This window comes from Paractinoplanes bogorensis, from assembly GCF_018829635.1.
GTDB lineage: Bacteria > Actinomycetota > Actinomycetes > Mycobacteriales > Micromonosporaceae > Actinoplanes > Actinoplanes bogorensis.
The window spans coordinates 34,724-55,238 of sequence record NZ_JAHKKG010000022.1; the positions used below are offsets into that span (position 1 = coordinate 34,724).

The 20,515-nt window shown below is 70.9% G+C and carries 18 protein-coding genes; 6 read left to right on the forward strand and 12 right to left on the reverse strand.

The genetic code is table 11. From position 1 onward, the window contains the following. Positions 1–12 precede the first annotated feature (12 nt). On the forward strand, positions 13–627 hold the full coding sequence (locus tag KOI35_RS44940; protein WP_215795903.1) for a hypothetical protein: 615 nt from the start codon (positions 13–15) through the stop codon (positions 625–627). Between the two features lie 22 nt (positions 628–649). After that, positions 650–838 carry a hypothetical protein gene (locus tag KOI35_RS44945; protein WP_215795904.1) on the forward strand — a complete coding sequence of 63 codons (189 nt, stop codon included), beginning with the start codon at positions 650–652 and terminating at the stop codon, positions 836–838. 3 nt (positions 839–841) lie between these two features. On the opposite strand, the gene KOI35_RS44950 is transcribed toward KOI35_RS44945, so the two are convergent. Continuing rightward, on the reverse strand, positions 842–1,825 hold the full coding sequence (locus KOI35_RS44950) for a hypothetical protein (RefSeq protein ID WP_215795905.1): 984 nt from the start codon (positions 1,823–1,825) through the stop codon (positions 842–844). Between the two features lie 200 nt (positions 1,826–2,025). Continuing rightward, positions 2,026–2,922, reverse strand: a complete 897-nt coding sequence (lipA, locus tag KOI35_RS44955; RefSeq protein ID WP_215795970.1) for a lipoyl synthase — start codon at positions 2,920–2,922, stop codon at positions 2,026–2,028. 389 nt (positions 2,923–3,311) lie between these two features. Here lipA and aspS point away from each other — a divergent pair, with 389 nt between their 5' ends. After that, positions 3,312–4,562 (forward strand): aspartate--tRNA(Asn) ligase, encoded by a 1,251-nt coding sequence (aspS, locus tag KOI35_RS44960; RefSeq protein ID WP_215795906.1) that lies wholly within the window; start codon positions 3,312–3,314, stop codon positions 4,560–4,562. 31 nt (positions 4,563–4,593) lie between these two features. Further along, on the forward strand, positions 4,594–5,751 hold the full coding sequence (locus tag KOI35_RS44965) for an outer membrane protein assembly factor BamB family protein (protein WP_215795907.1): 1,158 nt from the start codon (positions 4,594–4,596) through the stop codon (positions 5,749–5,751). On the opposite strand, the gene KOI35_RS44970 is transcribed toward KOI35_RS44965, so the two are convergent. The 6 genes from KOI35_RS44970 to lpdA form a co-directional block, all read right to left on the reverse strand. Beyond that, the gene (locus tag KOI35_RS44970) at positions 5,752–5,916 is read right to left on the reverse strand and encodes a DUF5808 domain-containing protein (RefSeq protein WP_215795908.1); all 165 of its coding nucleotides are present in this window, start codon (positions 5,914–5,916) and stop codon (positions 5,752–5,754) included. Continuing rightward, the gene (gene lipB / locus KOI35_RS44975) at positions 5,916–6,551 is read right to left on the reverse strand and encodes a lipoyl(octanoyl) transferase LipB (protein WP_215795909.1); all 636 of its coding nucleotides are present in this window, start codon (positions 6,549–6,551) and stop codon (positions 5,916–5,918) included. Before lipB ends, KOI35_RS44970 begins: the two co-directional genes overlap by 1 nt. Before the next feature lie 22 nt (positions 6,552–6,573). Beyond that, positions 6,574–8,424, reverse strand: coding sequence for a DUF6311 domain-containing protein (locus KOI35_RS44980; protein WP_215795910.1), 1,851 nt, complete (start codon positions 8,422–8,424; stop codon positions 6,574–6,576). Positions 8,425–8,455: 31 nt separating this feature from the next. Beyond that, the gene (locus KOI35_RS44985) at positions 8,456–9,364 is read right to left on the reverse strand and encodes a TIGR01777 family oxidoreductase (protein WP_215795911.1); all 909 of its coding nucleotides are present in this window, start codon (positions 9,362–9,364) and stop codon (positions 8,456–8,458) included. 81 nt (positions 9,365–9,445) lie between these two features. Beyond that, on the reverse strand, positions 9,446–11,251 hold the full coding sequence (gene sucB / locus KOI35_RS44990; protein ID WP_215795912.1) for a 2-oxoglutarate dehydrogenase, E2 component, dihydrolipoamide succinyltransferase: 1,806 nt from the start codon (positions 11,249–11,251) through the stop codon (positions 9,446–9,448). Positions 11,252–11,286: 35 nt separating this feature from the next. Next, a complete protein-coding gene (lpdA, locus tag KOI35_RS44995; protein ID WP_215795913.1) occupies positions 11,287–12,675 on the reverse strand; it encodes a dihydrolipoyl dehydrogenase in 1,389 nt (462 codons plus the stop codon). Positions 12,676–12,839: 164 nt separating this feature from the next. Here lpdA and KOI35_RS45000 point away from each other — a divergent pair, with 164 nt between their 5' ends. Then, positions 12,840–13,169 carry a hypothetical protein gene (locus KOI35_RS45000; RefSeq protein WP_215795914.1) on the forward strand — a complete coding sequence of 110 codons (330 nt, stop codon included), beginning with the start codon at positions 12,840–12,842 and terminating at the stop codon, positions 13,167–13,169. Positions 13,170–13,207: 38 nt separating this feature from the next. Here the strand turns inward: KOI35_RS45000 and KOI35_RS45005 are convergent, their stop codons facing one another. Beyond that, the gene (locus tag KOI35_RS45005; protein WP_215795915.1) at positions 13,208–14,743 is read right to left on the reverse strand and encodes a leucyl aminopeptidase; all 1,536 of its coding nucleotides are present in this window, start codon (positions 14,741–14,743) and stop codon (positions 13,208–13,210) included. Between the two features lie 113 nt (positions 14,744–14,856). Here KOI35_RS45005 and gcvT point away from each other — a divergent pair, with 113 nt between their 5' ends. Beyond that, positions 14,857–15,939 (forward strand): glycine cleavage system aminomethyltransferase GcvT, encoded by a 1,083-nt coding sequence (gene gcvT, locus KOI35_RS45010; protein ID WP_215795916.1) that lies wholly within the window; start codon positions 14,857–14,859, stop codon positions 15,937–15,939. 153 nt (positions 15,940–16,092) lie between these two features. On the opposite strand, the gene KOI35_RS45015 is transcribed toward gcvT, so the two are convergent. From KOI35_RS45015 to KOI35_RS45025, 3 genes are all read right to left on the reverse strand, one after another. After that, positions 16,093–17,619, reverse strand: a complete 1,527-nt coding sequence (locus tag KOI35_RS45015; protein WP_215795917.1) for a hypothetical protein — start codon at positions 17,617–17,619, stop codon at positions 16,093–16,095. Between the two features lie 207 nt (positions 17,620–17,826). After that, complete coding sequence (gene cobS, locus KOI35_RS45020) at positions 17,827–18,591, reverse strand: adenosylcobinamide-GDP ribazoletransferase (protein WP_215795918.1); 765 nt, start codon at positions 18,589–18,591, stop codon at positions 17,827–17,829. Then, the gene (locus KOI35_RS45025) at positions 18,588–20,465 is read right to left on the reverse strand and encodes a bifunctional adenosylcobinamide kinase/adenosylcobinamide-phosphate guanylyltransferase (protein ID WP_215795919.1); all 1,878 of its coding nucleotides are present in this window, start codon (positions 20,463–20,465) and stop codon (positions 18,588–18,590) included. The genes cobS and KOI35_RS45025 overlap by 4 nt, the downstream gene beginning before the upstream one ends. Positions 20,466–20,515: the final 50 nt, after the last annotated feature.

Below are 20,515 nucleotides of genomic sequence, written 5' to 3' on the forward strand. Positions count from 1 at the left end.
AGAAGACAGAAGATGCTCAGCGCTCGACGAACCGCCTCGACCCTGATGGCCGCGTTGGTGTTCGCCGGCCTCGCCGCCTGTAGCAACACCGCGGAAGCGGAAGGACCCGGCCCGATCTATGACACCGGCCCGCCCGGAAGCGAGATCTCCGACGAGGTGTACAACGCCCTCGGCCCGCTGCTGGTCATGAAGTTCGACATCACCGGGGCGGCCACCGTGAAGGGCACGACCACCGCGACCGCGCCCTCGGGTGGGCGGGGGCCGCTGGCGACCTGCTCGGAGTATGCGGGCGGTACGGCCGACAACGAGTACATCATGGCCGGCGAGCTCGACGAGTCGGTCGGTGACGTCGGGGTCAGCATGGAGTTGCGGATCGCGAACTACGCGGGGCCCGGCACCTACCCGAAGAGCCAGCTCGTCGCGGCGGAGGGTCGTCGCCCGAGCATCTGGATCGAAGATGACAACTACGACATCTCGCGCGACAGCACCACGGGACAGGTGACCACCGACGGCAAGGGTGGCGGCAAGTGGACCTTCACGAACCTGGCCAGTACCCGCGGCGGCGACACCATCACCGGGACGGTCTCGTGGACCTGCGAGAAGCGTAAGCCCCGCAAAACAAGTTGACCGTGATCGTTACGCTGAGGCCATGTTGGACTGGTTCCGGCGCTGGCGGAAGCCGCGCGAGCTGACCAAAGAGGAGCGTCTCCGGCGGGCCCGGCGGCTCAGCACGCAGGTCTCGCGGGAGAGCCGGAGCCGGCTGGGCAAGCGCAAGAGCCTCGACCGCAGTGGTGGCGAGGACTATCACGCCACCGACGCGGCGTCTCAGAACGACTGACGCTCAGACGGGCTCGCGGATCGCCTTGATCACGCGGGTCAGCAGGATGGCGCCGCCGCCGATCAGGACCAGGCCGAAGGCGATCGCGATGATGCTGCCCATGCTCATGCCCTTCTTGGTGGTGGCGGGCGCGGGCGCTGCCGTAGTGGTGGGGGCCGCGTAGACCAGGCCGGGCGCGTCCGTCGTCGCCGCCGCCGTCGCGGGCACTGACGCGAGGCCGGGGACGGAAGGCGGCAGTGGTGCCGCCAGCTGGGTGGTCGGGACCGCGGAAGCTGGGGGAGTGGTGACGGTGGTGCAGCCGATGGCGGGCGGGCGCCAGGTTCCCACGTACGACGTGAACGCGCTGTCGCGGATCGTCAGGGAACCGCCCTTCACGCCGTCGACCGTGGTCGAACGGCCGGGGGCCAGGCGCAGCAGTCGTCCGGCGACCAGGAACGCGGCGCTGACGTTGGCGTTCGCGGCGTTCGAGAGGGTGGCCGTGTACGAGCCGTCGCAAGCGCTCGTGAAGGCGACCTTGGGGGCGGGCGTGCAGTCGGACGAGCCGCCCCGGTAGTGGGCGGGCGGGCCGGCCGAGCGGCTGCCGGCGGCGCCCAGGGTGCGGGAGCCGTACGGGTTGTCGGAGCTGGTCGCCTCGTCGACCAGCTCACTGCCGAACACGGCGTCGACCTGGGCGTAGCACGGTGGCACCACGACGTCGAGGGTCACGCTGCGGGTGGTCGAGGTGATCGTCGCCCGGTCGGTCGAGTAGACGAACTGGCCCGCGTTCGCCGTGCCCGCCGTGTAGGCGATGAGCGCGAAAGACTGCTTTTGTCCGTCGCACAACGGGCGTACGGGGGAAATGGTGGTTTGACCGGAATTGCCGTCGAAGGTGTGGCGGTAGGTCGCGGAGTCGGCGGCGCTGCAGGGCGCGGCGGCGAAGGCAGGGGCGGCGGGCGCGATGATCAGGCCGGCGGTCGCAATGGCGAGCAGGAGCAAGGATGGGCGCACCTGTGGACCTCCCGCCGTCGGTTCGACTCCCTAATTCCCCAATCGGCGCAAATATCCGACTTGCTTAGCGCGGAGCTGGCGGACGGAGGCAGCGAGCGAAAGCGGCGGGCGGGCCCGAGCGAAGGCAACGAGCGAAGGCAGCGGGCGGAAAGACAAACAGCCCCGGTCCGCAACGGGACCGGGGCTGAAGGAGGACGACGTCAGTTACGCGCCTCGAGCGCCTGCTTGTAGAGGCGACCCGCCCGGTAGGACGACCGCACCAGCGGCCCGCTCATCACGCCGGCGAAACCGATCTGCTCGGCCTCTTCGCGCAGCTCGACGAACTCTTCGGGCTTGACCCAGCGCTCGACCGGGTGGTGCCGCGGGGTCGGGCGCAGGTACTGCGTGATGGTGATCAGCTCGCAGCCCGCGTTGTGCAGGTCGCGCAGCGCCTGGGAGATCTCGGCGCGCTCCTCGCCCATGCCCAGGATCAGGTTGCTCTTGGTCACCAGGTCGGCCGCGCGGGCCTGGGTGATCACGTCGAGCGAGCGCTCGTAACGGAAGCCGGGCCGGATGCGCTTGAAGATGCGCGGCACGGTCTCGACGTTGTGCGCCAGCACCTCGGGGGTCGCCCCGAACACCTCGGCCAGCTGGTCGGGGTCGGCGTTGAAGTCGGGGATCAGCAGCTCGACGCCGCAGTCGGGCTGCAGCTTGTGGATCTGGCGGACGGTCTCGGCGTAGAGCCAGGCGCCGCCGTCGGGCAGATCGTCGCGGGCGACGCCGGTGACGGTCGCGTATTTCAGGCCCATCGTGGCGACGGACTCGGCCACGCGGCGGGGCTCGTCGGCGTCGAACTCGGCCGGCTTGCCGGTGTCGATCTGGCAGAAGTCACAGCGCCGGGTGCACTGGTCGCCGCCGATCAGGAAGGTGGCCTCGCGGTCTTCCCAGCACTCGTAGATGTTGGGACACCCGGCCTCCTGGCAGACCGTGTGCAGGCCTTCCTTCTGCACCAGCCCGCGCATCTGGGTGTATTCCGGGCCCATCTTGGCTTTGACCTTGATCCACGGAGGTTTCCGCTCGATCGGAGTTTCGGCGTTGCGCGCTTCGATGCGCAGCATGCGGCGGCCCTCGGGAGCAATAGTCACAGGGTCGAGGTTACGCCTGAATAGGTCTCTGCCTAGACAGGGGCGACGAGGCTCACGTGGCGGTCTGTGTGACCGCCGCCACATGAAACGTGTTAAATCGCTTTCGCCCGTTCGTTGCCCGTTGTTAATCTCGCCGGACGGTAATGAGGGAACCGAGTAGCGCCCTGGGGGAGCCGGTCGAGAGAGCCACCGAGAGCTGTGAAGGTGGCCCGTGCGCCGGGGCGTGAAGACACTCCTGAACCGCAGCACGACAAGAGGCGCCCGCCGACAAAACGGGCGCGAAGGTGTGGTGGTACCGCGAGGATCCCGCTCGCCCACGCCTCCCTGGGGCCGCGTTGCTGCTCACCAAGGAGGTTCACGCCATGCAACGCATCCTCTCTTCCCAGCTCACGGCGCACGTCCACGAGACTGTGACGATCGCCGGCTGGATCCACCGCCGACGCCTGCTCAAGTCGGTGGCCTTCCTCATCGTCCGCGACGCCGAGGGACTCAGTCAGGTCGTCGTCGCCGTGCCCGAGACCCGCGCACAGCTCGAGGAGCCCACGTTCGTCGAGGAGAGCGTCGTCGAGGTGACGGCCACGGTGACCCCGAACGAGCAGGCGCCGGGCGGCGTCGAGCTCACCGCGCCCAAGATCCGGGTGCTCGCCACGGCCGCGGCTCTGCCTTTCGAACTGCACCGGCCGGCGATCGGGGCCACGCTGCCGACCCAGCTCGACCACGCCGCCCTGGCCCTGCGGCACCCGGCCCGGCGAGAGGCCCTGCGGATCTCGGCGGCGGTCGTGGCCGGCTTCCGGGCCGGGCTGACCGAGCAGCGGTTCGTCGAGATCCAGACGCCCAAGATCGTCGCATCGGCCACCGAGTCCGGCGCGAACGTGTTCACACTGGACTACTTCGGTCGGCCGGCCTATCTCGCGCAGTCGCCGCAGTTCTACAAGCAGCTCATGGTCGGCGTCTTCGAACGGGTCTTCGAGGTCGGACCGGTGTTCCGCGCCGAGCCCAGCGACACCGCGCGGCACCTGGCCCAGTACACGTCGCTCGACGCCGAGATGGGATTCGTCTCCGACCACCGCGACGTGATGGCCGCGCTGACCCGCACCCTCGCCGCGATGACGGCCTTCCTCGACCGGCCGATCGTGCCGTCGGAGATCCCCGCCGTCCACTTCACCGAGGCGCTGCGGATCGCCGGCGCTCCGGCCGACGAGCCCGACCTGGCCCCGGCTCACGAGCGTGCGCTGGGCGAATGGGCGCGGCGCGAGCACGGTTCGGACTTCGTCTACGTGACGGGTTATCCGATGCGCAAACGGCCCTTCTACACCCATCCCGACCCGGCCCGTCCCGAGTATTCCAACGGTTTCGACCTGCTCTTCCGCGGCCTCGAAATCGTGACGGGCGGGCAGCGCCTCCACCGGTACGAGGACTATGTGGAGGCTCTGGCCCGGGCCGGGGAGCCGCTGGAACCGTACGCGGGATATCTGGACGGTTTCCGCTACGGCATGCCCCCGCACGGCGGTTGGGCGATCGGCCTGGAACGCTTCGTGGCCCGCCTGACCGAGACCGCCAACGTGCGCGAGGTGACCGCCTTTCCGCGCGACCTCCACCGAGTGATCCCGTAATCGGCCCCGGGCCGGGCGTAAAGTCCCGTCCGTGCTGATCGACCTCGACGTCGCGCCGCCGAGCCGGGAACCGGTCCGGGCGGTCAGGTCGGCCGGATACGCCGTGGTCGCCCTCCTGGTGCTGGCTCTGCTGGTGCTGGGCGGGTCGGCCGCGCCGGCCCGCGGGTCGGGGCTCGTGCAGGTGCTCAAGGCCGACGGCCAGGGGCTGTCGGCGAGCCTGCTCACCACCGAGTCGGTCTATGTCGCCCGGTCGGACGGGCTGGTCGAGGCCACGCCCCTGTGCCCGGGGTGCCCGGCGTGGAGCACGCAGACCACCGCCGGGCAGCGGCTCCAGCCCGGCGGCGACGGCACGCTCGTCCTCGACGCCAACGAGACCGGGGTGGCCACCTTTCTCGACGCGCGCACCGGGGCCGTGCTGTGGAGTCAGAACGGTTTCCCGGTGGTGCACCTCATCGGCGGACGGGTGGCCGACTGGCATCCGGACGACGGCGCGCTGCGGTTGCGCGATCCGCGGACCGGGCGGCTGTTCTGGAAGCGGCCGGCCGAGGCGTTCGTCGGCGACGAGAACCGCATCGTGCTCATCAACGACGCGAGAGCGGCCGTCTACGCCGCCGGCGACGGGCGTGAGATCACCGGGCCACGCGGTCTCGACGTACCGGGGAATCCGGATTTCGCGGCCCCGGGCTGGTCGGCACTGATGGTGGGGGAGAGGCTGATCGTGTTCGGCGGCGGCCATGTCGCGGCCTTCCGCGCCGATGGGCTGGTGCGGGAGTGGCTGATTTCCCTTTCCCCGTACGCGGTGGCGGGGTGCGGCATCGGCCTGCTGTGCACGGTCGGCGTGCAGGGAGTGACCGTGCTCGACCTGGCCACCGGGCGGACGCGCTGGACCGGGCCGCAATGGCAGGTGGTGACCGAGGACGGAATGCTCACCGACGAGGCCGGCCGGTCCGCGCGCGTCGACCTCGCCACCGGCCGCATCGAGCACGACTTCGGACGTGGCCGGCCGGCCGACGGGCTGGTCCTCTATCCCGAAGGCGACCGGACGACGCTGGTCGGGGCCGCGGACGGCCGGGTGCGCGGCGTCATCCCGCGGGTTACGCCGGACGCCTGCTCAAGGGCCGGCGACCTGTTCGCCTGCCTGCGCTACGACTCGACCGTGACGGTGTGGCGGCTGGGCCGCCCCGGATAGCTACGACAGAACAGCGATGGTCATGCCGATGACGATCACGGCCGGGATGATCGTGGTGGTGACCAGGATGACCCAGGCGATCGGATGGCCGAAGTTGAGCGCCACCCCACCGCCCCGCTTGGGCACGAAGACCCGCTTGTCCTGCGGATCGCGATAGAGCGCCATCAGAGCAGGGTAGTGAGGTGCTTCTCGACCACCGGCAGCACCTCGGCCACGGTCACGTCACGGCCCAGTTCGGCGCTCAGCGACGTCACGCCGGCGTCGCGGATGCCGCACGGGGTGAAGCGGTCGAAGTTGGCCAGGTCGCAGTTCGCGTTGATGGCGAAGCCGTGCTGGGTCACGCCGCGGGCGACCCGGATGCCGATCGCGGCGATCTTGCGGTCGGGGCCGCGCTCGTCGGCCAGGACCCAGGCGCCGCTGCGACCCTTGATGTCGGAGCGGGCCGCAGTGACCCCGAACTCGGCGCACACTTCGATCAACATTTCTTCCGTACGGCGTACGTAAGCCACCACGTCGATCGGGTCGGGCAGCCGGAGGATCGGGTAGCCGACCAGCTGGCCCGGGCCGTGCCAGGTGATCTTGCCGCCGCGGTCGACGTCGACCACCGGGGTGCCGTCGAGCGGCAGGTCGGCCGGCTCGGTGCGCTTGCCCGCGGTGAGCACGCTCGGGTGCTCGAGCAGCAGGACCGTGTCGGGCCGGGTGCCGTCCACCACGGCGTCGTGCAGGCGCCGCTGCTCGTCCCAGGCCTCGCGATAGTCGACCAGGCCGGGCCGCAGGACAGTGAGCGTGGAAGTTGTCACGCGCTCCACGGTAGCCCCATTCCTACTGGTCGACCGGATCCACTCCGGGACGGATGCGCCACACCAGCACGTCGTCGACGCGCTCGGGTTCGCCCAGCAGTTCGGTCGCGGTGATCTCGACGGCCGAACGGAAGAGCGGACCCTCGGGACCGGTGATCTCGTCGGTCAGGAAGAGCGCGTTGATGCCCCAGCGCTGGAAGTCGGCGCGGGCGGTGGCGCGGTCGGCGTTGCTCAGGTCGGCCAGATAGCCGTAGAGGGCGGCGCGCAGGAAGAGCCAGTCGGTGGCCCGCGGGACGGCGCCGATCCGGCCCTTGCCCTCGGCGCCGTCGATGTCGGGGCCGAGGAAGTAGCCGTCGGGGATCCGGAACATCTTGCCGCCGCGGGCCATCGTGTACGCCTGCCAGCGCTGACCGTCGGCGGCCACGTTGATCGCGAACGGCAGCGCGCTGATCGTCCCGCCGTCGGGCACGTACTTCTCCCAGGTGCCGTCGGCGATGAACCGCGGCTCCGGCGTGCGGTGCCGGTATTCGAGCGGGATCGGGAAGATCGGCAGGAGTGCGACCACGAGCCCCATCGTGAACAGCGGGCGCGGGCGGGTGTCACCGAACGCCTGCTCGCACGCCATCGCCAGGACCACTCCGAACACACCGACCAGCACCAGGGCGAAACGGGCGGGCAGGGCGGCGTCGAACAACGGCAGGTGCTGCAACGGGGCGTACAGCAAGGGAATGTCGCTCTCCCAGCCGCCGACCCGCAACCTGGGGCCGAGCGAGATGAGGAAGAACAGCCCGCCCACGATGATCAGGGCCCGCAGGGTCGCGCGGCGCTCGTCGTCCGCGCGCTGGAAGAGCATCCGCAGCGCGACGACGATCAGCACCAGGAAGGGCAGGCCGAAGAAGCTCTGCTCCTCGGTGCGGTTGGCCGCCAGGTGGTTGCTGAGCCCGGCCCAGCTGGCCAGCGAGCGGTCGGCGAACGCGAAGAACGAGAGCAGGTCTTCGGCGTAGTGGCGCTGGTTGAAGCCGGTGCCCTTGAACGTCTGCGGGCCCGCGAAGTGCATGTAGAGCGGGTAGGCGAGCAGGGCGCCGGCCACCACGGCGGTCACGCCCAGCCCGGCCAGGAACTTCGGCAGCGCGGCCCGCGCCTCGGCCCGGTTGACCGGAGCCGCCGCCCAGGCGATGACGAACACGCCGCCGGCCAGCGCCGCGAAGAACAGTCCCTCGGCCGCGATCGAGAAGCCGAGAGCCAGGGTGAGACCCAGCAGGAGGCCGTTGCGCAGCCATCGGCTCGAGTCGCGCATCTTGAGCAGACGCCACAGCACGAGCGGGGCGATCCAGCCCGACGTCCAGTTGAGGTGACCGTTGGCGTGGGCGACGAAGCCGGGCGCGAAGCCGCAGAACAGACCGGCCAGCGCGGCCGCGGCCCGGTTGGCGGTGATCCAGCGGCCGAGGAAGAGGTACCAGGCGAAGGCGGAGCCGGCCAGGTTGAGCGTGAGGACCGTCAGGAACGTCACCTGCGGGCCGGCCAGCCAGGTCAGCGGCGCGAACAGGATCGCGTACACCGTGATCGAGGTGTTGGCGGCCAGGTTGACGCCGTCCGGCACGTTGAGCAGGTCGGTGAAGAACGGGTCGCCGCCGTGCTGGATCAGGTGGACGCCGTACGACAGCACCCACTCGAAGAACGCCTGGTCGCCCACGTTCTCGGCGACGGCGTGCTGAAACGGGTCCGACCAGAGCCGGCTGATCACATAGGTGGCCAGCACGAGCGCGGCGAGCGCGACGAACAGATGCGACCGCCACCGCCGGGTCGCCACAGGGGCGTCGGGCGGGGCCGGCTCATCGGCGGCGGACGTGGTGGTGGGAACGGCGACGGACATCAGCCGCAGGTTAGCAAGCCGACGCCGTCGCTCAGCGGGATGCCGCCGGTTGTTGTCCGACCGCCGCTTGCAGCGCGGACTCGATGGTCGGGTGGGTCCACCGGAAGCCGCTGCGTTCGAGCACCCCCGGAACGACCCGCGTGCTGCGCAGGGACTCGCCGGCCAGCTCGCCCAGCACCAGGTGCAGGGCCGGGCTCGGGACGCTGAGCAGGGCGGGGCGGTGCACCGCGTCGGCGAACGCCTTGGTGAACTCGTTGTTGGTGGCGGGCTGGGCCCCGACGATGTTGACCGGGCCCGAGATGTCTTCGCGCTCGAGCAGGAACTCGGCCGCGCCGAGCCAGTCGGGCGCGGTCGACCACGGCATCCACTGCTTGCCACCGCCGAGCTTGGCCCCGCCGCCCAGCTTGAACACCAGCAGCAGCCGCTCGACCAGGGTCTCGACGGCGATGCCGGTGCGGAGCAGTACGACCCGGACGCCGGCGTCCTCGGCGGGGCGGGCGGCGGCCTCCCAGACGCGGCACAGGTCGGCCAGGAACGTGCTGCCGGCGGGCGCCTCTTCGGTGACCGGGTTGTCGCCGGTGTCGCCGTACCAGCCGACGGCCGACGCCTGCAGCAGCGTGCGCGGGCGGTCGGCCTCGGGGAGCTTGCTGATGGCCCGGGCGATCGTGCCGGTGGTGTCGACCCGGCTCGACCGCAGCTCGCTCTTGTAGCCGGCGGTCCAGCGCTTGGCGCCGACGTTCGCGCCGGACAGGTTGATCACGACGTCGGCCGCCGCGACCAGGTGGGGGTCGAGCTGACCCTGGGCGGGCTGCCAGGACGCCTCATCGGGCTTCTGAGCGGGCCGGCGCACCAGCCGGGTCACGTCGTGGCCGCTGCCCCGCAGGCGCTCGACGAGGGGAGCGCCGAGAAACCCGGAACCACCAGAGATCAGGATCCGCATGGTTCCCATCATGCCCCGAAGTGAACCCGTTCAAAACGAAGAGGGCGCCCCGAACGGGACGCCCTCTCCGACTTGCTTTTGTTACGCGATACCGAGGTCACCCTCGAAGTGCCCGGCCTCCAGGCGCTCCTTCATGGTGACCAGGAAGCGGGCGGCGTCGGCGCCGTCCACGATCCGGTGGTCGTAGCTGAGCGCCAGGTAGACCATCGAGCGCGGGACGATGATCTCGCCCAGCTCGGGGTCGGTGATGACCACGGCCCGCTTGACCACGGCGCCGGTGCCCAGGATGCCGACCTGCGGCTGGTTGATGATCGGGGTGTCGAAGAGCGCGCCCCGGCTGCCCGTGTTGGTCAGCGTGAACGTGCCGCCCGAGATCTCGTCCGGCCCGATCTTGTTGTTGCGGGTGCGGTCGGCCACGTCGGCGATCCGCTTGGCCAGGCCGGCCAGGTTGAGGTCGCCCGCGTCCTTGATCACCGGGACGATCAGGCCCTTGGGCGTGTCGACCGCCATGCCGAGGTGCTCGGCGTCGTGGTAGGTGACCGTGCCCGCTTCCTGGTCGATCGACGAGTTCACGACCGGGTGCTGGCGCAGCGCCTCGACCGCGGCCAGCGCGAAGAACGGCAGGTAGCTGAGCTTGACGCCGTTCTTCTGCAGGAAGTCGGCCTTGGCCTTGTTGCGCAGCTGGGCGATCTTGGTCACGTCGACCTCGACCACCGTGGTGAGCTGGGCCGAGATCTGCAGCGACTCGACCATGCGGCGGGCGATCACCGCGCGGGTGCGGGTCAGCTTCTCGGTCCGGCCGCGCAGCGGGCTCGCCTCCGGCTTGGGCGCCGGGGCCTTCGCGGCGGCGGGGGCAGCAGCGGCGGGGGCCGGAGCCGCCTTGGCCGCGGCGGCCTTGTCGGCGGCGTCGGTGACGTCCTGCTTGCGGATGCGCCCGCCGACACCGGTGCCGGTCAGGGTCGACAGGTCGACGCCCTTGTCGGCGGCCAGCTTGCGGACCAGCGGGGTGACGTAACCGGCGTCGCCGGCACCGTTCGGGCTGGCCTGCTCGACCCGCGGCTGGGACGGCGCGGGCGGCTCGGCCTTGGCCTCGGCGGCCACCGGGTCCTTCGCGGTCTCGGCCTCGGGGGCCGGGTCGGCGTAGGACTCGCCGGACGGCGCGAAGTCGGGGGCCGGAGCCGACTCGATCTTCGGCGCGGCCTGCTGCTGGGGCGCGGGAGCCGGCGCGGGCTTCTCCTCGGCGGGAGCGGAGGCCGGGGCGGCCCCGGCAGCGCCGATGATCGCCAGGTCGGCGCCGACGTCGGCGGTCTCGTCCTCCTGCACCTTGATCTCGAGCACGGTGCCCGCGACCGGCGAGGGGATCTCGGTGTCGACCTTGTCGGTGGAGACCTCGAGCAGCGGCTCGTCGACCTCGATCGTGTCGCCGACCTGCTTGAGCCAGCGGGTGACGGTGCCCTCGGTGACGCTCTCGCCGAGCGCGGGCATCTTGACCGCGGTGCCCTCGCCGCCGCCGGTGGGAGCGGCGGTCTGCGGGGCCGGGGCCTCCTCCTCGACCGGCTTCTCGGTCGAGGGGGTGTCCAGCGCGGCGGGCTCCGGCTCGGGCTCGGGCTCGGCCTGCTTCTCCGGCGCGGGGGCGGCCGCCTCTTCGCCGTCGCCCGAGATGACCGCGAGCTCGCTGCCGACGTCGGCCGTCTCGTCCTCGCCGACGACGATCCGCGTCAGCACACCCGCGGCCGGCGACGGGATCTCGGTGTCGACCTTGTCGGTCGAGACCTCGAGCAGCGGCTCGTCGGCCTCCACCCGCTCGCCCTCCTGCTTGAGCCAGCGAGTGACGGTGCCCTCGGTGACGCTCTCACCCAGCCGCGGCATGGTGACCGATGTCGGCATGTCTCAGAACTCCTTAACCGCTTCGTTACGACAGATCAGCTGTGGGCGTGCAGGGGCTTGCCGGCCAGCGCCAGGAACGCCTCGCCGAGCGCCTCGTTCTGCGTCGGGTGGGCGTGGATCAGCTGGGCGACCTCTTCCGGGAACGCCTCCCAGTTGTAGATCAGCTGGGCCTCGCCGACCAGTTCGCTCATGCGGGCGCCGACCATGTGGACGCCCAGGACCGGGCCGTCGTTGAGGCGGACCAGCTTGATGAAGCCGGCGGTCTTGAGGATCTGGCTCTTGCCGTTGCCGCCGAGGTTGTAGTTGTACGTCGAGATCTTGTCCGCGCCGTACTGCTCCTTGGCCTTGGCCTCGGTCAGGCCCATCGAGGCGACCTCGGGGTCGGAGTAGGTGACCCGGGGGATGCCCGCCTCGTCGATCGGCGCCGGGCGCAGGCCCGCGATCTCCTCGGCCACGAAGATGCCCTGCTGGAAACCGCGGTGGGCGAGCTGCAGGCCGGGCACGATGTCGCCGACGGCGTAGATGTTGCCGACGCCGGTGTGCAGGCGCTCGTTGGTGATCACGAAGCCGCGGTCGAGCGTGATGCCCTGCTGCTCGTAGCCCAGGTCGGCCGTCGTCGGGCCGCGGCCGACCGCGACCAGCAGCACCTCGGCCTCGACGGTCTCGCCACCGGCGATCGTCGCGCGCACGCCGTTGGCGGTGTGCTCGACCTTCTCGAACGGCTTGCCGACCTTGAAGTTGATCTTCCGCTTGCGGAACGCCCGCTCGACCGCCTTGGAGATCTCCTCGTCCTCGGCCGCGACCAGGCGGGGGAGGGCCTCGAGGATGGTGACGTCGGCGCCGAAGGCCTTCCACACGCTGGCGAACTCGACGCCGATGACGCCGCCGCCGAGCACGATCGCGGACGACGGCACGCGGTCCAGCTTCAGCGCGTGCTCGCTGGTGATGACCCGCTTGCCGTCGACCTCGAGGCCGGGCAGCGAGCGCGAGTAGGAGCCGGTCGCCAGGATCACGTTGCGCCCGGTGTACCGCTTGCCGTCGACCTCGACCGTGTCCTGGGCGACGAGCTTGCCCGCACCCGGCACGATCGTGATCTTGTCCTGCTTGAGCAGGCCCTGCAGGCCCTTGTAGAGGCGCGCGACCACGCCGTCCTTGTAGGCGTTGACGCCGGCCATGTCGATGCCGACGAGCTCGGCCTTGACGCCGAACTGCTCGCTCTCGCGGGTCTGCTCGGCGACCTCGGCCGCGTGCAGCAGGGCCTTGGTCGGGATGCAGCCGCGGTGCAGGCAGGTGCCGCCCAGCTCGGCCTTGTCGATCAGCGCGACGGAGAGGTTGAGCTCGGCCGCGCGCAGGGCGGCCGCATAACCACCGCTGCCGGCACCGAGGATGACGATGTCGAAAGTTCCGCCGTTCGGCTGGCTCACGTTGACTCCAGTGTTCGCGTCGTTGCCATGCGGGTCACACAGGGAAACGGGTCACAGTACGTCCTGGCCATCTTGTCACTTGACGATCCCGCGGACGCAGTCAGGCTCCCCGCCACGGGCGTGCTCGAAGTACTCTTGCCGAAATTGAGCAGAAGGAGCGAGCGGTGGCCTGGTTTCGGCGTCGCCAGGAGCCGCGTGCTGCGGCCGGACGAGCGGTGGACCGTGCCGATCTCGAATATCTCGCGGAGTTCGTCCGCTCCCGGCGCGGAGTCGAGGCGTTCATCGAGCCGCGGACGACGGTGACCGAGACCACGGTGTTGCTCGTGGCACACGACGGCGAGTGGACGCGCCGGCGCACCGAGACTCCCGAGATCGCCCGGCGGTGGGCTCATCAACTGAGCGTTCCCATCTACGACGTGCGGCTCATGGGCTATCCGCAGCGGATGCGTGACTACAACGAGCGCCAGAAGCGGCGCCCCGCCCAGGAAAACTGACACGGTTCCGGGCGCCGCGCGCCCGGAACCGGAAATAATCAGCCCAACTGGTCGATAACCGACAGCAGGGTACGAATCGGGACGCCCGTGCCGCCCTTGGTCCAGTAGCCCGACGGCTCGCCCGTGTGGTAGCTCGGGCCCGCGATGTCGATGTGCGCCCACTCGACGCCCTCGGCCACGAACTCGCGCAGGAAGACACCGCCCTGCAGCATGTGCCCGGCCCGGTCGAGGCTCGTGTTGGTCTGCGAGATGTCGGCGATGTCGGACTCCATGCCCTTGCGCACCTCGTCCGGCAGCGGCATCGGCCAGGCCGGCTCGCCGACCTCGTCGCCCGCCCGGCGCACCCGCTCGACCGCGTCGTCCGAGCCCATCAGGCCCGAGATGCGCTTGCCCAGCGAGATCACCTGGCCGCCGGTCAGCGTCGACGTCTCGAACACGTAGTCGGTGCCGTCGGCGCAGGCCCGGGCGATCGCGTCGGCCAGCACCATCCGGCCCTCGGCGTCGGTGTTGTACACCTCGGCCCGCTTGCCGTTGAACATGGTGATGACATCGCCCGGCCGGTACGCCGTACCGGAAGGCATGTTCTCGGCCATGGCCAGATAGGCACTCACCGCGACCCGGGGCTTGAGCGCGGCGACGGCCAGCATGGTGGCGCCCACCGCGGCCGCGCCGGCCATGTCGGACTTCATCTCCCACATGCCGGCCGACGGCTTGATGCTGATGCCACCGGTGTCGAACGTGATGCCCTTGCCGACCAGCGCCACCCGCTTCGGCGACTCGACCCCCTCGGGCGTGTAGGTCAGCTTGACCAGGCGTGGCGGGGCCTCGGAGCCCTGGCCCACGGCCACGATGCCGCCGTAGCCGCCCGCCTTGAGCTCGTCGAAGTCGAGCACCTCGACCTCCAGCCCGGTGCCCTTGGCCGCGGCCACCACGGCGTCGGCGAACTGCGGCGGGCGCAGCATGTTGGGCGGGGTGTTGACCCAGTCACGGGTCAGGCGCACCGCGCGGCTCACGGTCTCGGCCCGGGTCACCTCGGCCGCGGCGGCCGCGTCGCTCGCGTCCGGCACGTGCACCTGCAGGGCCGACACCGGGTCACGCCGGTTGGGCTGCGGCTTGGTCTTGTAGCCGGCGAACTTGTACGACCCCAGCAGCGCGCCCTCGAGGATCGCGCGCAGCACCGACGGCGCGTCCTCGTCGTCGGGCAGCGGCAGGGCGAGCGCGACGGTGGCGCTGCCGGCCAGCGAGCGCACCGCGGCACCGGTGCCCCGGCGCAGCGTCTCCAGGTTGGGCGCCGACCCGGACGGCTCGTCGCCCAGCCCGACCGCCACCACCAGCGGCGCGGAGATCGTGCCGAGGGTGGCCAGCTTGGTCACCTCACCGGGCGCGCCGCTCGCGCCGAGCAGCGCCAGCGTCGACGTCAGCTTGCCGTCGAACGCGGCGGCGATGCTCTCGGCACCGGCGGCCGGCAGCAGGGCGCCGCCCTCGTCGGGCTGGCTGTGCAGGCCGATGACGATGGCGTCGACGGCCAATTCGGCCGGGTCGGTGTCGACCAGGCTGAGGCTGGGCTGGCTCACTGAAGGCTCTCCGCGGACTTTCGGGGCCGGGCCGCCTCATGGGCCGCGCCGACTGGTCGTGGGGTGTCCCCGCGACTCTAACCACATGCAAGGTCACGGGTAAGTTGACTCTCATGTCTGCCGACGCCCTTTCTCGTTCCCCGTTGCACGAGCGTCATGTCGCCCTCGGTGCGAAGTTCGCCGCTTTCGGGGGCTGGGAGATGCCGCTGGAATACGCGGGCGGCGGCGTCATCAAGGAGCACACGGCCGTACGGGAAGCCTCGGGTGTGTTCGATGTTTCCCACCTGGGCAAGGCGCGCGTACGCGGTGCGGGTGCCGCCGCCTACGTCAACGCGTGCCTGACCAACGACCTCGGCCGCATCGCCCCCGGCCAGGCGCAATACACGCTGTGCTGCGCGTCCGACGGTGGCGTGGTCGACGACCTCATCGCCTACCTGATCTCGGACGACGAGGTCTTCCTCATCCCCAATGCGGCGAACACCGCTTCCGTCGTACGCCTCCTCGCCGCCGACGCCCCGGCCGGGCTCACGGTCACCGACGAACACCGGTCGTACGCGGTCCTCGCCGTCCAGGGCCCGCAGTCGCCCGCGGTACTGGCCAAGATCGGTTTCCCCACCCCCGACGACTACATGGCGTTCGTCCCGTCGGGCGACCTGATCGTCTGCCGAACGGGTTACACCGGCGAGCACGGCTACGAACTGGTCGTCCCGTGGGACTCCGCGCCCGAGGTGTGGGACTCACTGATCGACGCCGGGGTGCGCCCGTGCGGCCTGGGCGCCCGCGACACGCTGCGCACCGAGATGGGCTACCCCCTGCACGGCCAGGAGCTGACGCTCGACATCACGCCGGTGCAGGCCCGCTCGGGCTGGGCGGTCGGCTGGAACAAGCCGGCGTTCTGGGGGCGCGAGGCGCTCACCGCCGAGAAGGCGGCGGGTCCGCGGCGCACGCTGCGCGGCCTCGAGCTGACCGGCCGCGGAATTCCGCGCGGACACATGCACGTGTACGCCGGCGAGTCGCTGGTGGGCGAGACAACCAGCGGAACGTTCTCACCGACCAAGAAGATCGGGATCGCGCTGGCCCTGATCGACACGGCAGCCGGCGTGAACGACGGCGACCTGCTCGAGATCGACATCCGGGGCCGCCGCACCGAGGCCCGCGTGGTGAAGCCCCCGTTCGTGCAGCCGTCGGTCCGCTGAGGCCGGTCTGAATACGGCCGTTCATGGCTGCAGCACCATTCTGTGCCCGAAATAGGGCACCTCGACGCCGGCATGGCGAGCCACGTTGCCACCGCGAGGCCTGGACTGTGGAAGGTCTGTGCGACGCTGCTAGGGCAGAAGCTGTCGTGGGCGTCAAAGTCCGAGGAGCGCTCGGATGCAGGCGCGCTGCGAAGCGCTGAACATATCGGCGACGGTGCCGGCTCCTTCCTGCGGCGGTAGCAGGTCGGCCGGGGTGAGACTCACGTTGGCCAGCTGGTCGACCGGGGTTTCGCGCATGGTGCTGTTGAGCAGTTCACACATCGGCGGTAGGAGCCGATCCAGCAAGACTCCGGGGTCGGCATGGAACTCGTTGGCGCGTACCGCCTCGATGCCCCAGTCCGCGGGGTCGCCCAACGCGGTGACTGCCGTCATGAGTTCGGCCTGCTTGGCCCGGGGCAGACCCATGAGCGCTCGCCGTGGCTTGCCGCCTCCGTCGTGGACGCCGAGGCCTTGCAGGGCGATGCCGTGGATGGAGTTGCGCAGATGCTGCGCCACCGTCAGGGCGTGACGAAGCGGCGTACCGGGCGCCACGAGAGCGGCGAGGTTTGCCGGGAGCTTCGTGACCCAGCCTGGGTTCTGCCAGCCGGCGTGCCGATCCGATCCGCTGATTCCCAGGACGCGGTGAGCGACCACGGCGGTGAGGTCGAGGGTGGCCACGAGCATCATCAGTGCGTTTTCGAAGGCGTGGATGGCCTCGCTGCCGGCCCGGCCGCGAAGTTGGAGCTGGTTGAGCTCGCGATGGACGTCGTCGCGGCACTTTAGAACCTGGGCCAGACGCTCAGGTGCGGACAGCGCGAGGTAGAGCAGGCTGTCGTCCTGAGCGCTTCGCACGTGCTGGGAGCATGCTGTGACCCAGCGCCAGGCCTCAGGGAGAAGTTCGCGGGCGCCTACCCAGAAGAACATCTCGCGGTCCAGGTTGACGGTGTACCAGCCGTCGGGGTCCGACCAGATCCGGTGGTCGTTCTGGCTGCGCAGGTACAGCCCGATCATCGCGAGCCCACCGCGCAGGTCGCACATGGTGAGTCCGCGGGCGGCGAAGGCGCGGTCGAGCAGGTGGGCGCGGTCGGTGATGAACAGGTCTGGCTTGATCGTGCGTGCGGTCGCCATCGCGGCGGCGTCGCTTCGGCGTCGTCGTTGTGTGTCATCACCGGTGAGGTCCGCGTATGCGGGCGTGATGGTGGTGCTGACCCAGTCCGTCAGGCTTGATTCGTATCCGGTGAAGACCAGGTGGTCGCCGTCGGAGTACCAGAAGTTGGTGCCGTCATTCGCCGGCGCCGTGGCCGGGGTGACCCACCCGATCGCCTTCGGTGTGCCATGGGGCACTTCCTGGGTCGCGACGTCGGGCGGTGGCCCGTCGTCGCTGTAGCGGACTACCTGGAGGTAGGGATGGCTGAGCAGTCCTTGCAGGAGCCTCTCCCGCGACCACTGGTCCGTGTTGCCGCCGTCGAGTACCCGAGCGTCCACCACGACCCTCAGGCGCCGCAGCGGCGGCCGCGGCTTGAACGGCGAGCGGGGAACCCGGTCGGGGTCGGCGGGCCAGCCTCCCCGCAGGTTCGAGGTGACGCTGATGAAGTCGAGTCGGGGGATCACGGGCACCTGGTCTCCGAGAACGGCGGTCATCGGGCGATCCATGATGGCAGCGGACGGGCGGTCGCAGCCCTCCATTTTCATGGCGAGCTAGCAGGCGTTCCCGTGTTCCCGGCTGGGTTCCACAGTTGCCGAGCAGATCGGGGACGGGATTCAAGGCTTGCTCACTGGGATCAGGTCGGCCAGCGGCGCCTCGTTACGGGTTTGATCTCGTGGTCGGCGGCAAGGTGGCGTCGCTAGCTAGCGCAGCGTCAAGCCGATCAGCGTGAGTGTGGTGGCGATCTCCACGGCGGCGCCCAGCACGTCGCCAGTGATGCCGCCGAAACGGCGTACGGCGTGGCGCACCAGCGCGACCACCGCCAGCAGAGCGACGGCGACGGTGACAGGTCCCTGCCACGTCTGTGCGGGGAGAGCGGCGGCCGCTGCGATCACGACGGCCGCTGCGACGGTCGCCATCGGCAGCGGGACTGTGCCGGCCACCAGCGCGCCCAGGCCCTCGGGACGGGCCGCCGGCACGCCCCGGCAGCAGGCGAGCGTGATCGCGGTGCGTCCCGCCGCGTACGCGACGACCACTGCCGCGAGCGTGGACTCGGACAGGATCGCCCGCTCGTACAGCGCCGACATCGCCGCCGTCTGGATCAGCAGCGTCAGCGCGATGGCCGCCACGCCGAACGGCCCGATGTCAGACTTTTTCATGATTTCTAGGGCGGCCTCGCCCCGGCGATAGGAACCGAGGGCGTCGATCGTGTCGGCCAGGCCGTCCAAGTGCATGCCCCGGGTCAGCAGGGCGGCCGCGGCCACCGTCACGGCGGCGGCCACCAGCGACGGGGCGTGCGCCTCGCGTAGCAGCCACAACAGGGCGGCCAGGATCAGGCCGAGCACCGCGCCCACCAAGGGGGCCACACTCATCGCCACGGCCGCCACCGACCGATCGATCCGGCCGGGGCGAACCGGCAGGACCGTCAGCGTGGTCACCGACAGCCTGATCCCGGCGCCGAGGCTCACTCCGGCTTCGAACCGGCGCCCGGCTCGTACGGCTCCGGCGTCGTGCTGGCCGGGCCCGGTCCGGCCGGTTCCGGTTCGGCGAAGTCGACGTCCTCGTCGTCGTTGGGCACGATCTCGTCGGTCAGGCCCGCGTCACCGTGCTCGGCCAGCATCGCCGGGTGCACGCCGACCGCCGAGGCCAGACCCACCGCCGTACGCAGGAGGGGGAGCGCGGCCAGCGCATTCGCCCCCTCGCCGAGGCCCAGACCCAGGTCGAGCACCGGGGTCAGCCCGAGCACGTCGCCGCCGTGGCGCACCAGTTCGAGGTTGCCCGCGTCGACCAGCATCGACCAGTGCCGGGTCTGACCGGCCAGGTCGCGGGCGACGAGACCGGCCGCGATGCCCAGCGGCCCGTCGAGCACCACCGGCAGGCGCCGGGCGGCCGCGCCGAGCAGGGCGCCCACGGCCACCGCCACGTCCGTGCCGCCGAGCTCGCGCAGCAGGTCCTTGGCGCCGCGCGGCTCCCGCCGGATCCGGTGCAGTGCGTCGCGCACGGCGGCGCAGCGGACCATCCACGCCTCGTCGTCGAAGACCCCGCCCGGCAGCAGCACCCGGGGCAGCACGGCGACCGCCTCGGAACCGGTCGAGGCCACGCTGATCGCCGCCGCGACGGCGTCGGTGCCGGTGCCGATCGAGGCGATCACGAGCAGGTCCTTGCCCGCCTCGCCGGCCGCGTCGGCCAGGTGCCAGCCCTGCAGCAGCGCGCGCTCCACGTCGGCGTCGGTGGTGGCCGGGCCGTCCTCGATCGGGGCCGCCTCGGCCGTCCGCAGCACGGCGATGTCGGCCCCGGCCGAACCGGCCAGGCGGCTCAGCACGCCCTCGCCGTTCTCGACCTGGGCGACGCGGCGTTCCACGTCGGCGACGTCGTCCCCGGCCGCGGCGCCGCCGGTGTGCCGGCCCGAGAGCAGCAGCACGCGCGGGGCTGACCAGGGCTGCGGTGTGACCGTGCCCTGGGTGGCGGCCGCGAACTCGACCGCCTCGACCAGGCGGCCCAGACCGGCGCCGGCGAAGTCGACGTTCGTCAGGCGGTCACGGGCGTCGGGGCCGGTCTCGCTGTCCGGCAGGGGCAGTTCCATGCCCTGTTCGATAACTGTGCGGGAGGCCACGAGCGGGAGGATCTGGGTGGGCTCGTCCAGCACTCCCGGCGTACGGGAAACTGGTTTTTCTTCTTCAACGACGGCAGGGCTGACGACGTGGGCCTCAACCTCGACCGCCGGAGGCTCGACGACCGAGGGTGCGATCGAGGGCGCGACCGCCGCCGCGCCCAAGTCGGACAAGTCGGAAAGGTCGGAGGCGGGCTTCAGCCAGACAGCACGACCGGCGACGACCAGCACGACCCGGTCACAGGCGTCGGCCAGGGCCTGGTTGGTCGTGCCGAGCGCATCGGCGAACGCACGCCCCACCGGCGTGGTCGGCACGAGCGACAGCCCGACCTCGGGACTCACCAGCACCACCCGGGCCGGGCAGTCCCGCACCGCCGCCGCCAGCGCCGCCACATCGGCCTCGTCGTCGTTGGGCTGGCGGGCCGGATCGAGCAGCGCCACCACCCAGCCCCCGAGGTCGTCGACCAGCAGCGTGTCGTCGGGCTTGGCCTCGGTCAGCAGCTCGGTCAGCCGGGCCGGGTCGGCGCCGCTCTCCTCGGTCGACCACGACTGCGGCCGCCGCCGCTGATGGGCCTCGATGCGGGCCAGCCACTCGGGGTCGTCCTCGCCACCCGCCGCGGTCGCCACATAGCGGACCGCGGGGGCCCCGGCCACCAGCGATTCGGCGAACGCGGACTTGCCGGAACGGATCCCACCGAGCACCAGGACCGTCTGCCACCGATCATCGGACATGCCCCGTACCTTAGAGCCGGGCCGCACAGCCGGACGCCGTAGGGTGGAGG

Coding starts and splice junctions, on each gene's coding strand:
- KOI35_RS45025 (WP_215795919.1), bottom strand. CDS start 20,465: ATGTCCGATGATCGGTGGCAGACGGTCCTGGTGCTCGGTGGGATCCGT.
- KOI35_RS44980 (WP_215795910.1), bottom strand. CDS start 8,424: ATGTCCGTCGCCGTTCCCACCACCACGTCCGCCGCCGATGAGCCGGCC.
- sucB (WP_215795912.1), bottom strand. CDS start 11,251: ATGCCGACATCGGTCACCATGCCGCGGCTGGGTGAGAGCGTCACCGAG.
- KOI35_RS44985 (WP_215795911.1), bottom strand. CDS start 9,364: ATGCGGATCCTGATCTCTGGTGGTTCCGGGTTTCTCGGCGCTCCCCTC.
- gcvT (WP_215795916.1), top strand. CDS start 14,857: ATGTCTGCCGACGCCCTTTCTCGTTCCCCGTTGCACGAGCGTCATGTC.
- KOI35_RS44940 (WP_215795903.1), top strand. CDS start 13: ATGCTCAGCGCTCGACGAACCGCCTCGACCCTGATGGCCGCGTTGGTG.
- lipA (WP_215795970.1), bottom strand. CDS start 2,922: ATGCTGCGCATCGAAGCGCGCAACGCCGAAACTCCGATCGAGCGGAAA.
- aspS (WP_215795906.1), top strand. CDS start 3,312: ATGCAACGCATCCTCTCTTCCCAGCTCACGGCGCACGTCCACGAGACT.
- KOI35_RS45015 (WP_215795917.1), bottom strand. CDS start 17,619: ATGACCGCCGTTCTCGGAGACCAGGTGCCCGTGATCCCCCGACTCGAC.
- KOI35_RS44945 (WP_215795904.1), top strand. CDS start 650: ATGTTGGACTGGTTCCGGCGCTGGCGGAAGCCGCGCGAGCTGACCAAA.
- KOI35_RS44970 (WP_215795908.1), bottom strand. CDS start 5,916: ATGGCGCTCTATCGCGATCCGCAGGACAAGCGGGTCTTCGTGCCCAAG.